The following is a 12,734-nucleotide window of genomic DNA, read 5'->3' as shown; positions in this document are numbered from 1 at the left end:
TATTAATTCTCAAACCTTACTCTGTCATACAATGTGATCAATTGCTTATACGTATTGTCATCGACATTTTTTGTTCCACATTCTATATCATTGATCTCACTGCTTAGTAATTCGACAGCATATTCCTGATTCAGCAATACGTTTAATAATAGCTTTTTCTCTTCTTCATTAAAACGATTTTCGATGACGCTCATCCAACATCAGGCCCCCTGTTTCATATATGCTTTTATATTGATTAGCAGGCTTTTGAATGTCTGCTTCCTCTCTATACAGCTAGAATAAGGAACTAGAATCGAATCGTCAACCGCACGTTTCGACAAGGTTTGGAGAAAAATGACGGAATTTATTTTGTGTATCGATTGGCATAGCAAAATGCTGCGTATGAGTCGGGTTTTATTTTAGCTTCAATTCCCATAGCTGTGATCATTCCGGTCATTTCCTGAATCAGCTCTTTTGTACTTCCTTTTTTGCCAATATCTAGATGAGCTTCAAAACGGAGGTCTGCCCCTTCCTCAGCAAAGGGAAGAAGCAAATCCATCAGTTCTGTTAAAGGCCCCTCAAGGATGTCTGCACATACCTTTTGGCTAAACGCTGTCTCTAATGAAATTTTTTCTCTAAGGCTTTGCACAGGCCTGCTGATCACTTGTTGCGTAAGACAGCCCCAAGCCCCTTTGCCAATCCGGTGGAGATGAATTGCAGTCATAAATTTTGTGACATTTTGATTGACCTGCGAGTCCGTACCAATTGATAACACATAGGCGGATCTAGGGTCTTTTCGAATAAAGTCTTTCATTCTCATGACGACATCAGAAAACGCTAAATGATCTTCAGAAAGATTGTAGTAAAAAGAATCACTCACAGAAAGGAACTCCTTTTTAATGGTCTCTTATCCGAATATTGCGCTGAATGATCATCTTCCTTTTGCTTATCACCTATGAAGTGTATGCTTCCGCAATCAACGAAGGAATTCTTAGAAAAAACATTTCATACGATTCAGCTTAGGATTGTAGAAGCTCAAAAATCTCAATCGAAATCATATCAATGTTGTCAAATGGGAAAGTATTTGGCTTATCCCCTTGTTGAAAAACAGTCAATTCAAACGTTTGATTCTTTTCGAAATACTTAACACTACAGATTTTCTCACCGTTCACTTCGAAATAACGCTGTGCCGGTTCGTTTGCAGCTTCTGCTGTCTCTTGAAGACTTTGCAGCCTTGTAATGATACCCATTAATTGTGACATTCTAAAAAAAGACTCCTTTCAAAAAAACAACTCAAGATGAACCCGTATTGATTATACACAAGTCCTACAAAGCATCATACCATAAAGTGTTCTCAGATGATATTTTTCCTCTTGAATTCAAAAAAAGAAAAAGAATCTGTTTTTTTAGTTTGAGTCTTTTTTCTGATCTCATGCACCATGTTTTTATAAACCCGCAGATCTCATCAGCCGTTTGGCAATTTCGTCAAAATCCTCTTTGGAAATGCCTGGGGCAAACTCTTCCGGTAATTCTCTATAATCTGGCACAGGTGCTCCTTGCGGGGTTCCCTCAATCACTGTGAGCGGTTTTCCATCAATCGGATGGCTGCCTTTCCAAATCTTATTGATATCCTTGTAATCCGTATCACTAAATGTGTACAGTTTTGTATGAATATTTTGGTCTTCAAATTTCCTTGCTGAATCAAAGTATTTGTTGTCGAGGTTTGGGATCGGGAGCATTTTCCCTACATCTACTCCTGTAGCTACCTCAAGCGCCTTTGCATATGCCACAACATGCACACCGCCTCGCACAAGTAAATAACCGATCATCTCTCTTGCTGTAGGATGATCTGTCATTTCATATACGCGCATTTTGTGCGTACGAGCCCCGCATTCAAGGAAGAAATTATGAAGGAGGTCAAGAATCAGGTTTCCGCTTGAGAACACATTCTCTCCGGTCCAAGGTTTTGCCATGGAATCAAACGGATAGCCTGTTTGAGCCGTTTGAATAAAATGCTGTGTATTTCGTTTATCGACAGCCGCTTTCATCGGTGTCGTATCTGGATCTCCGCCATGGGTGGTCCCTGTAATCATGAGATTCACTGCTGTTGTCACAAGTTCTACATGACCGAATTCTTCAGCCGTAATACTGGATACGAGGTCATAAAACGGTTTGAGTTTTCGTTTTCCTCTAAAGTTAAAGGATTGAAACATGTAATTATTTAATGTGGACATTTCACCGAATTTTCCGCCGAGTAATTCTTGCACAGCAGCAGCACCATTTGCATCTGGGTGATCTGGCCTTGGCAAATCAATCAGCAGCCGCTTGTCACGTTTGATCATGACGTTCCCTCCTACCGTCTAACTGTCATCACTTAAGATGTATGGAGTGATTGGGCTGTCCTATGCATGAGGCGAAGATGAAAAGCACAAAAAAAACTTGGCGGGGGTAGCGCCAAGTTTTTTGGATCTTGATCTGATAGAGGGGTTGGGGAACAGAGAGTAGCTTCTCTCTATAACTAAATGATAATGATTATCAGTTTCATTGTCAACCATTTTTTATTTCTTTTTTTCAATCAAAAAAAGCAGCCTAAAAGGCTGCTTTGATTGTTAATAAATGGCTAATATAATCTTCACTCTGTGCGTTTAAATTAATCCATCTTGCTCATATAAATAGGCATACGGAAGATCTATAAATAAATACATATCTCCCTCTAACGGGTAAGAAAACGTACGTATCCTCTCACCAGTTTCTAAATCGCTATATATATCACTGAAAAATCCTTTCCCGCTCATTCTCATTTGGAGAATATTCGCTAGGAAATAAGGACGCCAGCTCCAGTTTTTCTCAATATATTCAGGCTGAAACAGCCATTCTTTTTCTTTTTTAAACACATTTCCAGTGATTTGAAATCCCTCTTCATTACACATATATATCCGAAAGCTGCAATCCGTTAATTCTAATGCCAGCTTTTGGATGAGTTCATCATTTGTACTGCATGATTTTTTTAAGGTCGTGACAGCTTGGTGAATTCGTTTATAAAATGTTTCAGAATGTTCGTAGACAGTTTGTAGTTTCTTTTTCTCATGAGCAATAAATTGCTGGAATTCTTCTCTCAGCTGATCTTTTCGTTTATTACGGTCGATTAATTCCGCCGCCGGCTCGTGAAGATAGAATCCTTGAAAGTATCTGCCGCCATTTCTCCAAGCATATTGCAACTGAAAATTTGCTTCAATGTCTTCATAAATTAAAGCCGCCCCTATTTTTCTCGCAAGCAATGAAATGCTGTACAAGACATATTCATAGGAAGGTGAAGGAGCCGATGCCCTTAATGCGTGTAAATCTATTTTTAATAGATCGGGTGAGAGCAAGGCAATCCGGTCAAGATTGCTGCTTTCTTTTCCAATATTCGAGATGGCGATTTTAATACCATATGTACGAAAATACGTTAACGTATGGTAAAGCTGTTCAATATCGCCGCTAAACGTATGCTCTGTAAATTCGATAACAAACCGATTAAGCTGAATGCCCCTTGCTTCATATTGCTTCAAGAGTTCTAAAAAGCTTTCACCATGATCAAGCATCAGGATATTGGCATCATGATTAATAAAAATGAGCAAATCATCATCTGCTGTTGTGAAAAGATCAAGTGCTTGCGTCAGTACTTTATGATCTACTTCCACTTTATATTCGTCAGGAATAGATGAATCCGTAAAGAAGGAGCCTAGGCTAACTGTTTCAGACTCGAGCTTCATTCTTCCTAAAATCTCATAGCCTATCACTTTTTGCTCTTCCGCACTGAATATCGCTTGATAGTGCGGGAAAACATCTTCAATATTCGTTAAAATATCCAATGGATCGACCATTTTCATCACCTGCTTCTCTCTTTGTGTGATTATAACACATCAAAAGCAGGTCTTACATCGTCATTCAAAATGGGGATTGATTGAGCCATTGTCCCCCATCCATTGTGATACAATCTCCATTTATATAAGACGCTTGTTCAGATAATAAAAAGCTTGCAAGCTCTGCAATTTCCTCTGGTGTGCCCAGTCTGCCAAGAGGAACACTATCTAATGTTCTTTGCGCTGCCTCTTCCGATTCCCATAGTTTATCCGCACCGCCTGTTCTCTCAATTGGACCTGGCGCGATGGCATTGACGCGAATTCGATATTGCTTTCCCCATTCCACTGCAAGCGTTCGAGTGAGAGATAAAACACCTGCCTTTGCTGCCGCTGAATGCGCCACACCTACACCAGCACCCCATGCATAGGTCGCCACCATATTGACCATACTTCCGCTTTTCTTTTGACGAATCCAGTAATTGCCCACTGCATGACTGCAAAAAAATGTTCCATTTAATACAATATCAATGACAGCCTTCCAGCCGTTAGGAGATAGTTTTTCTGCTGGAACTAAAAAGTTTCCTGCAGCATTGTTAATGAGAGCATCCACATCGCCAAATGTATCTACGGCAAACTTGACCATTTGATCAGCATCTTCTGGGTTTCGCACATCCATTTGGAAGTAAGCGATCGAGCCGCCATTTTGTTTTATTTCATTTGCCGCTTTTTCTAACGTTTCTTCTGTTCTTCCAGTAATCACAACATTCCAGCCTTCATGTGCCAAATGGACAGCCATCGCCTTCCCCATTCCGCTTGATCCTCCTGTGACAATCACTGTTTGTTTCGTCATTTGTTCTCCCCCTCTGTGGTTTTGAATGACTATTCATTCATTATTTTCTATCATATCATGATTGACCCTAGATGCACCATATGGGAGATTCTTTAAATATGATGCTATACTTAATTTTATTTATAAAGGAGTCTTATATGAAGCAACTTTCTCGGAGACAGTTTTTAAAAGGAGCAGCCGGCGCGAGCATTCTCGGTTTTTTAGCTACAACATGTGGGTACGGATATGCCAGATACATCGAACCACGCATGATCGATACCGTGTCAATGACCATTCGGGATGCTCAGCTTCCAGCTTCATTTGACCAGTTTAAAATCGCTCAATTTAGTGATGTTCATTTAAGTGATACATTTCCTGCGAAGGAATTAGAATCCGTCGTCCAGCAAATCAACGCTGAGTCTCCAGACCTCATTGTATTCACAGGGGATCTCGTTGATTTTCAAGCATCGATTGAAGAGCATGAAAAAGCGAAAGCCTATTTGACTAAGCTCCATGCCCCGTTTGGTAAGCTCGCGATATGCGGTAATCATGACTACGGACCATTTGGCATTGAACTTTATGAGAAAACGATGAAAGAATGCGGCTTTACAATATGTAAAAATGATGTGTTTCCATTAGAAAAAGAAGGGGCACATATTCAGATTGCGACAATGGATGACTTGATGATGAGTGTGCCGGATTATGACCTAATGAAGCGGGAAGTATCATCTGATTTATTTACCTTGCTGCTCGTACATGAGCCTGATGCAGCATTGGAGCTGAATTCAACCCCCATTAACTTGCAGCTTTCTGGACATACCCATGGCGGACAGGTGCAGCTTCCTTTCTATGGACCCATTCTCACAGCACCTTTCGGCCATACATATGTGGAAGGTTTATACGGAAGTTATCAGCACCGCATCTATGTCAACCGCGGCCTTGGGACAACAAGACTGCCGCTTCGATTTTTAGCCAAACCTGAATTAACCTTTTTCACCCTCTCTTCTCGCATTTAGACAGAGGCCAAAACGCTTCTTTTTGCATATAGATAATCAAAGATCTTTCTCATGACAAATGTTAGGAGAAACCTTCCTTAGCCTGATTCCGTCCATATATATAGCAAGTGACGGGCATCATGGCTGCTTTTATTTGAGCAAAAGGAGTGTCCTTTGGTGCTGCGATATACGGTAAAACGCGGAGAAACGCTTGCTTCTATAGCGCTTGATTTTCGAACAACAACAGATGCCTTAAAGGCTGCAAACCCTTCACTTCAAGGTCAAGAACCGGTACAAAATGAGGTCATCATCATTCCTGGTCTGCCCGATCCTAATACGATCCCTTACCGCATCTCTGTTTCAATTTCTAGGAAACGTCTCGTCTTGTTTTCTGGATCAGAGCTGATTCGGTCGTATCCGATTGCAACAGGAAGAATTTTAAATATGACGCCGACAGGTTCTTATTATATTGTGAACAGACAGCCAAACCCAGGAGGTCCCTTTGGCGCCTATTGGCTGAGCCTCTCGAAAGTTCATTACGGCATCCACGGTACGAATAACCCCTCTTCAATTGGTAAAGCTGTGTCTAGAGGGTGCATTCGTATGTATAATCAGAATGTCATCGAACTTGCTTCACTCGTTCCAAATGGAACACCTGTGACCATTAGCCAGTAGGAGAAATCAATTGTATGAATGCTTAAAATTTTATATGATATAAAGTGGGATCTTCAGGTTAAGGAGCGTATTTATGGATATTTTTAAAAACAGAAATTTTGTTCGTCTCTTTTTTGCAGCACTTGCTTCGCAAATGGGGACAACAGTCGGCAATATGGCGTTTGCCTTTTATTTGCTCGATCATTTTAGTCATCAGCCCGCCTATGCCACATTAGCAGAGCTCATGTATTCACTTCCAACGATCTTTGTCTTTTTTATGGTCGGTGTCGTAGCAGATCGTTTTGATCGTAAAAAAGTCGCAGAGAATTGTGATTGGATACGAGCTGGGCTGACGATTGTTTTATTCATCGTTATTTATTTCAATTCACTTCCACTTATTTTCTTGATCTTATTTATACGAAGTGCCATTACGAAGTTCTTCTATCCAGCTGAAGCCTCTCTCGTTCAGGCGATTTTAAATAAAGATCAATATGCAAAAGCCGCTGGTTTAAATCAAATGCTGTTTAGTTTATTCATGGTATTTGGTGTTGGAATCGGTGCGATTATGTATAAGACAATTGGACTTCACGGAGCCATTACCATTGATTTGATCAGTTTTATTGTGTCAGGCATCTTGATTCGTTCATGTAACATTCCAATTGAAGCACGTCAGCCAAATGGACAAGCAGGCTGGAGAGGTATGACCATTAAAACGTCTCTAAAAGATTTTAAAGAAGGCATTCTTTACATTATAAAAAATAAATTATTGGCTTCTTTAATTTTCGGCTTTTTTGTTTTTGGTCTAGTCAATGGCGCATTTGCTGTACTTCCGATGTTTACAATGAAATATGGCCTTTCACCGGATCATTTTGAACTGCATACATCCTTCTTTACAATCGCGATCGGTGCAGGCCTGCTTGTTGGCAGCTTAATGGGCTCTGTTCTCGCTAAGAAAGTAAAGATGCAATATCTCATGTCACTTCCAATTTTGGTTGCAGGCATTCTGATTTTTGTACTTGGTTCCACCCATACACTATGGTTGTTTTATGTCACATCATTTGTCATTGGTACATGCATTGGACCGGTCAACATTGTCATTGGCGGCTGGCTGCCGAGAATCGTCCACCCTCGTCTGATGGGACGTGTGTCAGGCTGGGTTGATCCACTTACCATGTTTGCTCAATCCATGACATTAGGTTTGATTGCGGTACTATTTCCAAAACTCATTACAAACGTTTCTTATATTTATTACGGAATGGGCGTTATTATTTTACTCGTTTTCCTTTTTTACTTCTTTACACTGCCAAAGTTCAGCAGAGAAGCTGACGACTTAGACGTGCAGCGTGAACTTAAAGGTCAGGGAGCACAATAAATGAAGCAAAAAGGACTTTCTTCTATAGAAAGTCCTTTTTGTATGGCTCTGAAACACAACGGCGCTTATTTTTTTTGTTCATCGAAATGATTGGAAGCAAAATGAATAATTCTTTCAACTGCATAAATGCTAATAAATAGGATGAGGAATAGAAGCAAAGGATGAATCGGCTGGTCATCTATCACGTACACAATGCATCCAACGACAAATGCGACCAATAAAGGAGTTAAAATAGCTTTCAATCTTAACAATCCTTTCTGTTCTCATAGAATTTGATCTTCTTATTTTATAACATATTTTTCTTTTTATGACATAAAAGGAACGTGTATAAAATCGCAGTATTTTTAATTAAAAATCTTTACATCTTTGGGAATTTTATAGTAGTATAGTCAGGTTGGAGGTGAGAGGTATGCTAAAAAGTTATTATTTTATTCATACAAAAGATGATCAAGGTCAGTATGTTGTACATACAGAAGATTGTGCATTTTTAGGTGATGCTGCAAGCCGTAAATTGATTGGTCTGCACATGAGTGGCGAGAGCGCCATTGATGAAGCTAAAAAAATGACGAATGAAACTGATTTTAATGGTTGCTTCTATTGCGCTTATTCAAGTCATAAGAAATAGACTATGTGATGAAACCATATGTTCGACATGTTGTCTGGCATATGGTAAAGTTTCAGATACAAAATGAATACAATTGAGAAACTACCCATTTATTTAAATAGGTAGTTATCATGAACTAATAGTTCACTTCATATATATTTGATTCAGTCAATTATTCTGCGCTTCTTGCAATGAACGTCTCCTCTTCTTTGTCCATTAACACCAATGGCACCATCACAAGGTATGTGATGAATATACGACACCTTTAGCATATATAAATTTAAATATGCCGCTTTCTTTCCACCTGAAGCAGATAGAAGAAAAATCATATTGGATAGATGCTAGTGTTTTTGCTGACCTTTCTGCCATTTTTATCTTCACCTACGTTTTAGAACCTCCCTGAATGGCTATTGTACATAAGAGAGATAGGAATCCTATCGCTTTTTACAATAAGTCTATTTGCAATTTACTAATAAAAACGTATAATTTATACTAAGCACAGAAAGACGAAAGACAAAGGAGAGAAAAAATGGACGATTATGCTCATACTAAAGACATAGAACCTACAGCAGAAAACATCGCAAAAGCCATTTATACTGTTAACCGCCATGCTAAAACCGCACCAAATCCCAAGTTTCTTTATCTTTTGAAAAAACGTGCGCTGCAAAAACTATTGCAAGAAGGTAAAGGAAGAAAAGTGGGCCTACATTTCTCTAACAATCCCAAATATAGTCAACAACAGTCCGACGTGCTGATTGAAATTGGAGATTATTATTTTCACCTGCCACCAACTAAAGAAGACTTCGAATTTTTGCCACACTTAGGAAATTTAAATCAATCATATCGCAATCCGAAAGCGAATATGTCATTAAACCGAGCAAAGCAGCTGCTTCAAACGTATGTCGGTTTAAAAGAAAAACCTACCGCCACAAAACAAAAATCACATTATACAAAGCCCGTCTTCAAACGACTCGGGGAAAGTTATTTTTAAACAAAAAAACCACTCATGACGAGTGGTTTTTCCTTTAGATAATAAAGTGATCGACTTTTTCAATCAGCTGATGAATTTCTGGTTTACTAATTTGATCATCTGCACCGATTGTTTCCCCTTTATGGCGCAAATCTTCAGTAATTAACGAAGAGAAGATGAGAATCGGTATAGAACTCGTTAAAGGATTTTCCTTCAACAGTTTCGTTAATCGGTGACCATCCATTTTAGGCATTTCAATATCTGTAATAATCATATCAATTTCTTCTGTCACAGTAATTCCTTTGCTCACAAGGTCCATCACGTGGTCATATGCCTGTTTCCCGTCTTCAAAGGTCACAATGTTTTTATAGCCTGCTTCGGTTAATTCATTTGTTAATAAACGCATGAGAAGCGGAGAGTCTTCAACGACATAAAGCTTCTTCCCTGTTCTTCTCTCGTCTTTCTCACCGTCAAACATATGATACGTTTCTACGCCAGAAGCGGATTCAATATCATAAATGATTTTCTCGTAATCTGGAAGGAAAATCATTTTCTCATCAAGCTTAATGATACCGGTTAAATGACGGTCCATCCCTTGATTGAGTGCAGTTGGCTTTTCAATCTCTTCCCAGCTGACGCGGTGAATTTGTGATACCGTTCCTGTATGGAACACAAATTTCCGTTGGTTGAATTCAGTCACAATATATTTCTCTTGTTCTGACTGATCTGACTCGACATTAAAAAAGGAAAATAGATTGATGACTGGTAAAATCTCGCCTCGTAAACTAATCATCCCTTCTACATCTTGGTGAGAGTGCGGTACTACCGTCACCTCAACCGGCTGAATGATTTCTCTTACTTTCATGACGTTAATGCCGAATTGATTTGAACCAATTTCAAACTTCACAATTTCCAATTCATTGGTACCAGAGTCAAGTAAAATTTCTTGTTTGTTTAAAGCCACGGAAATCCCTCTATTCTTCAATATAAGATTGTACTTTTTATATCGGCAGCATAGGTAAAAAGTTGACGTTTCTTTACGCTTTCTCTCGTACGAATTGATGAATCACGAGTCCTATCGCTGCAAGAATGAGTAAAGACCCTAGTGCAAGGCGGCTTGCGAGATTTCCGTGCTCAGCAAACAGCAGAGTGACTGACCCATAAATGATGGGTCCAATAATAGACGACACCTTCCCTGAGAATGCGAAGAGACCAAAAAACTGTCCTCTCTTTTCCTTTGGTGTCAGCTCAATAATCAATATTCGTGATGCTCCCCAGCTTGCACCGAGTGAAATTCCAAATAAACTGCCAGCCACCCAGAAGACCCATTCTGTTGCGGCTGTCACAGCCAGAATCAGAGCAACGATCAAAATCACATACACGACTGTAATCGAGCGCTTTGCCCCAATCGCTTTTGTGATATATCCAAATAAAAAGGAGCCAATGATACTTGAAATAGTCGACACAAGATAAAGGAGTATAAATTGCCCAGCGGTAAAGCCAATGATGATTTTGGCATACACAGCCATCATCGCAATCGCTGTCTGCAGGGCATCATTCATAAAAAAGAAAGCGATCATAAAGATAAAAGCCGGCTTGTAATGCTTCATCTCTTTAAACGTGCGAATAATTTCTTTATACCCGCTGAAAAATGACGCCTTTTTCTCTTGTTGCGGCAGTGGATGAGGGTCTTTTACAAAAAAGAGAAATGGCAGGAAAAAGAGAAAGAATAAAAGTGCTGTCGGAATAAATGCTTCATGAAATTGGTCATTGCCAACAAGTAAATAAACTGAGAGACCGACGAGTGTCCCTAAATAACCAACGGCAATGCCAAATCCAGAAATAAGCGGTATTTCATCCTTTGTCCCAAGATCGGGCAGGATGGTGTCATAAAACACTAGGCTCGAGTGATAGAAGAATTTTGCGATCACAAATAAGGTGACAACGACTAATAAAGAGACAGGCAGCCCAAACCATTCGCTTGAGATATCAATTCCAGCAAAGATCCCCATCAAAAACGTACAAACTATACATATGAGAGTAAACACTGTGATGTAGCGCTTCTTTTTTCCTGTACGATCGATCAGGACTCCGTATAATGGTGTGAAAATGACGAGAAAAAAACTAGCTAGTGCATTTGCATAAGATATAAAAGTACTAGCGATCTGATCCATTCTTGCACTGTCTCCGATCGTTTCCTGCAAGTAGAACGGGAAGAAAATGGTGATCATATTCGATGAAAATATCGTATTTGCAAAGTCATACAATGCCCAGGCCAAAATGGGTGCTGTCAAAAACAGCCCGAAGCCTGCCCCTTTTTTCTGCATGGTCTTTTTCCCTGTTTTCAATCGTTCGTCTCCCTTCCCTGCCTAATTTTCCACTATCATTCTATTTTATGTCATACGTCCCTCTTCCATACAAGCAATCTATAGAAAAAGCACCTCTTACGATTGAGCAGAGGTGCTTTTTTTCATTATTTCTTCACAACAATGGTACTTGCAATTAAATCGTGAAGTGCTTGTTTTTTCTCTGTGAAAAAGGCAATGATGTAGCCAATGTATAAGATTGGAGACAAAAAGCCTTTTGCAAAAAAGCGGCCTGTTGCACGGCCGAATGTCACTTTTTCACCCGTTACTCTTGTTACTTTAATCCCAAGAGCCATTTTACCAAGCGTTCCTTGCAGTTTTGATGATTCCATGATGGCGTAATAAAGCCATGTCACCACGATACCGACCAAGATCGCTCCTATGTAGAAAAAGATAAGTCCCATAATCACTGCCCAGTCCTCATCTGTCATAACAGTTGTTGAATAGTAATAGCTGTCGTCATCCATCATCATTGCTGCCTCAGGACTTGAGACAAAAAAGAGTGTTGCCAAAATAAACATGACAAAAGAATATGGTACGCCGATGATAATACCATCTAAAAGATGTGCAAGAAAACGATAGCCTACGCCTGCTAGTTCAGGATGCTTCTTTTCTAGAATGTGTGGTTCTGTTATGTTTGTTTCCATCCTATTTCTCCTTTATTATGTATGTTTTCTATAAATTTCTTATAATCATTCGTTATTATATCTTATGAATATCGCAAGATCAATGTAACTTTACACTTTTACATATATTTCAGATTAGTTCATCCTCAATGATTTATGTGAATAAATACTGAAAATTTGTGAAAATCATGGCACTTCTAGTTCTTTTACCTCCTGATTTTTTAACATTTTGTGATATTTTCGTCTTGTTTCCATTCTGCTGTTGACAATCATTCTTCACATGGTACAATAGTCAAGGATTTTTTAAAGAAAGGTGTTCATGATGGGAACTGTCGTACTATTAAAGAACAATGAAATGACTGTGATTGAAGATATTTGCGAGGCCGATTTTTTAGACATGAAGCATGATTTGTCAAATGATGACGCAGCTTATATCTCTTGGTATGAAGATTACGATACTGCTTATGGATATTGATTTCATTTCATAGATGAAG

The 12,734-nt window shown here is 39.2% G+C and carries 16 protein-coding genes; 6 read left to right on the top strand and 10 right to left on the bottom strand.

All coding sequences use genetic code 11. From position 1 onward, the window contains the following. Nucleotides 1-2 precede the first annotated feature (2 nt). From abbA to fadH, 6 genes are all read right to left on the bottom strand, one after another. A complete protein-coding gene (gene abbA, locus MHH68_RS06845; protein WP_003210802.1) occupies nucleotides 3-194 on the bottom strand; it encodes an antirepressor AbbA in 192 nt (63 codons plus the stop codon). Nucleotides 195-343: 149 nt separating this feature from the next. Next, the gene (locus MHH68_RS06840; protein ID WP_144474336.1) at nucleotides 344-859 is read right to left on the bottom strand and encodes a ribonuclease H-like YkuK family protein; all 516 of its coding nucleotides are present in this window, start codon (nucleotides 857-859) and stop codon (nucleotides 344-346) included. 139 nt (nucleotides 860-998) lie between these two features. Next, the gene (locus MHH68_RS06835; RefSeq protein ID WP_003212254.1) at nucleotides 999-1,241 is read right to left on the bottom strand and encodes a DUF1797 family protein; all 243 of its coding nucleotides are present in this window, start codon (nucleotides 1,239-1,241) and stop codon (nucleotides 999-1,001) included. Between the two features lie 183 nt (nucleotides 1,242-1,424). Then, a complete protein-coding gene (locus MHH68_RS06830; RefSeq protein ID WP_012009782.1) occupies nucleotides 1,425-2,321 on the bottom strand; it encodes a manganese catalase family protein in 897 nt (298 codons plus the stop codon). 303 nt (nucleotides 2,322-2,624) lie between these two features. Further along, nucleotides 2,625-3,845, bottom strand: a complete 1,221-nt coding sequence (locus tag MHH68_RS06825) for an EAL-associated domain-containing protein (protein WP_058014488.1) — start codon at nucleotides 3,843-3,845, stop codon at nucleotides 2,625-2,627. A gap of 64 nt (nucleotides 3,846-3,909) precedes the next feature. Beyond that, the gene (gene fadH, locus MHH68_RS06820; protein ID WP_180309083.1) at nucleotides 3,910-4,674 is read right to left on the bottom strand and encodes a 2,4-dienoyl-CoA reductase; all 765 of its coding nucleotides are present in this window, start codon (nucleotides 4,672-4,674) and stop codon (nucleotides 3,910-3,912) included. Between the two features lie 137 nt (nucleotides 4,675-4,811). On the opposite strand from fadH, the gene MHH68_RS06815 reads away from it, so the two are divergent. The 3 genes from MHH68_RS06815 (at nucleotide 4,812) to MHH68_RS06805 (ending at nucleotide 7,674) form a co-directional block, all read left to right on the top strand. Next, nucleotides 4,812-5,669: a metallophosphoesterase gene (locus MHH68_RS06815; RefSeq protein WP_339165664.1), complete on the top strand. Its 858-nt coding sequence runs from the start codon at nucleotides 4,812-4,814 to the stop codon at nucleotides 5,667-5,669. Nucleotides 5,670-5,825: 156 nt separating this feature from the next. Beyond that, nucleotides 5,826-6,323, top strand: a complete 498-nt coding sequence (locus tag MHH68_RS06810) for a L,D-transpeptidase family protein (protein WP_339165663.1) — start codon at nucleotides 5,826-5,828, stop codon at nucleotides 6,321-6,323. A gap of 73 nt (nucleotides 6,324-6,396) precedes the next feature. Beyond that, a complete protein-coding gene (locus tag MHH68_RS06805) occupies nucleotides 6,397-7,674 on the top strand; it encodes an MFS transporter (protein WP_058014121.1) in 1,278 nt (425 codons plus the stop codon). 65 nt (nucleotides 7,675-7,739) lie between these two features. On the opposite strand, the gene MHH68_RS06800 is transcribed toward MHH68_RS06805, so the two are convergent. Then, nucleotides 7,740-7,916, bottom strand: a complete 177-nt coding sequence (locus MHH68_RS06800; protein WP_186306815.1) for a hypothetical protein — start codon at nucleotides 7,914-7,916, stop codon at nucleotides 7,740-7,742. Between the two features lie 167 nt (nucleotides 7,917-8,083). Here MHH68_RS06800 and MHH68_RS06795 point away from each other — a divergent pair, with 167 nt between their 5' ends. Together MHH68_RS06795 and MHH68_RS06790 are read left to right on the top strand one after the other, a co-directional pair. Then, the gene (locus tag MHH68_RS06795) at nucleotides 8,084-8,299 is read left to right on the top strand and encodes a hypothetical protein (RefSeq protein WP_012009775.1); all 216 of its coding nucleotides are present in this window, start codon (nucleotides 8,084-8,086) and stop codon (nucleotides 8,297-8,299) included. A gap of 508 nt (nucleotides 8,300-8,807) precedes the next feature. Further along, nucleotides 8,808-9,269 carry a YkyB family protein gene (locus MHH68_RS06790; RefSeq protein WP_012009774.1) on the top strand — a complete coding sequence of 154 codons (462 nt, stop codon included), beginning with the start codon at nucleotides 8,808-8,810 and terminating at the stop codon, nucleotides 9,267-9,269. A 34-nt stretch (nucleotides 9,270-9,303) separates the two neighbouring features. Here MHH68_RS06790 and MHH68_RS06785 read toward each other — a convergent pair whose 3' ends face one another. From MHH68_RS06785 to MHH68_RS06775, 3 genes are all read right to left on the bottom strand, one after another. Continuing rightward, nucleotides 9,304-10,212, bottom strand: coding sequence for a chemotaxis protein (locus MHH68_RS06785; RefSeq protein ID WP_012009773.1), 909 nt, complete (start codon nucleotides 10,210-10,212; stop codon nucleotides 9,304-9,306). A 73-nt stretch (nucleotides 10,213-10,285) separates the two neighbouring features. Continuing rightward, nucleotides 10,286-11,596 (bottom strand): MFS transporter, encoded by a 1,311-nt coding sequence (locus MHH68_RS06780; protein ID WP_061407596.1) that lies wholly within the window; start codon nucleotides 11,594-11,596, stop codon nucleotides 10,286-10,288. A 125-nt stretch (nucleotides 11,597-11,721) separates the two neighbouring features. Then, entirely contained in the window at nucleotides 11,722-12,261 is a 540-nt protein-coding gene (locus tag MHH68_RS06775; RefSeq protein WP_058014124.1) for an RDD family protein, read from the bottom strand. A 301-nt stretch (nucleotides 12,262-12,562) separates the two neighbouring features. On the opposite strand from MHH68_RS06775, the gene MHH68_RS06770 reads away from it, so the two are divergent. Continuing rightward, complete coding sequence (locus MHH68_RS06770) at nucleotides 12,563-12,715, top strand: hypothetical protein (RefSeq protein WP_162839369.1); 153 nt, start codon at nucleotides 12,563-12,565, stop codon at nucleotides 12,713-12,715. Nucleotides 12,716-12,734 lie beyond the last annotated feature (19 nt).

Origin of the sequence: Bacillus sp. FSL K6-2841, from assembly GCF_037976435.1 — a bacterium.
GTDB classification, from domain to species: domain Bacteria; phylum Bacillota; class Bacilli; order Bacillales; family Bacillaceae; genus Bacillus; species Bacillus pumilus.
Note: the sequence above shows the minus strand (reverse complement) of the source record. Positions and strands in the feature narration are given on the sequence as shown.

Excerpts from the sequence above, each read along its gene's own strand:
- MHH68_RS06805 (WP_058014121.1), top strand. The coding sequence starts at position 6,397 with ATGGATATTTTTAAAAACAGAAATTTTGTTCGTCTCTTTTTTGCAGCA.
- MHH68_RS06770 (WP_162839369.1), top strand. The coding sequence starts at position 12,563 with ATGGGAACTGTCGTACTATTAAAGAACAATGAAATGACTGTGATTGAA.
- fadH (WP_180309083.1), bottom strand. The coding sequence starts at position 4,674 with ATGACGAAACAAACAGTGATTGTCACAGGAGGATCAAGCGGAATGGGG.
- abbA (WP_003210802.1), bottom strand. The coding sequence starts at position 194 with ATGAGCGTCATCGAAAATCGTTTTAATGAAGAAGAGAAAAAGCTATTA.
- MHH68_RS06795 (WP_012009775.1), top strand. The coding sequence starts at position 8,084 with ATGCTAAAAAGTTATTATTTTATTCATACAAAAGATGATCAAGGTCAG.
- MHH68_RS06825 (WP_058014488.1), bottom strand. The coding sequence starts at position 3,845 with ATGGTCGATCCATTGGATATTTTAACGAATATTGAAGATGTTTTCCCG.
- MHH68_RS06775 (WP_058014124.1), bottom strand. The coding sequence starts at position 12,261 with ATGGAAACAAACATAACAGAACCACACATTCTAGAAAAGAAGCATCCT.
- MHH68_RS06835 (WP_003212254.1), bottom strand. The coding sequence starts at position 1,241 with ATGTCACAATTAATGGGTATCATTACAAGGCTGCAAAGTCTTCAAGAG.
- MHH68_RS06790 (WP_012009774.1), top strand. The coding sequence starts at position 8,808 with ATGGACGATTATGCTCATACTAAAGACATAGAACCTACAGCAGAAAAC.
- MHH68_RS06830 (WP_012009782.1), bottom strand. The coding sequence starts at position 2,321 with ATGATCAAACGTGACAAGCGGCTGCTGATTGATTTGCCAAGGCCAGAT.
- MHH68_RS06815 (WP_339165664.1), top strand. The coding sequence starts at position 4,812 with ATGAAGCAACTTTCTCGGAGACAGTTTTTAAAAGGAGCAGCCGGCGCG.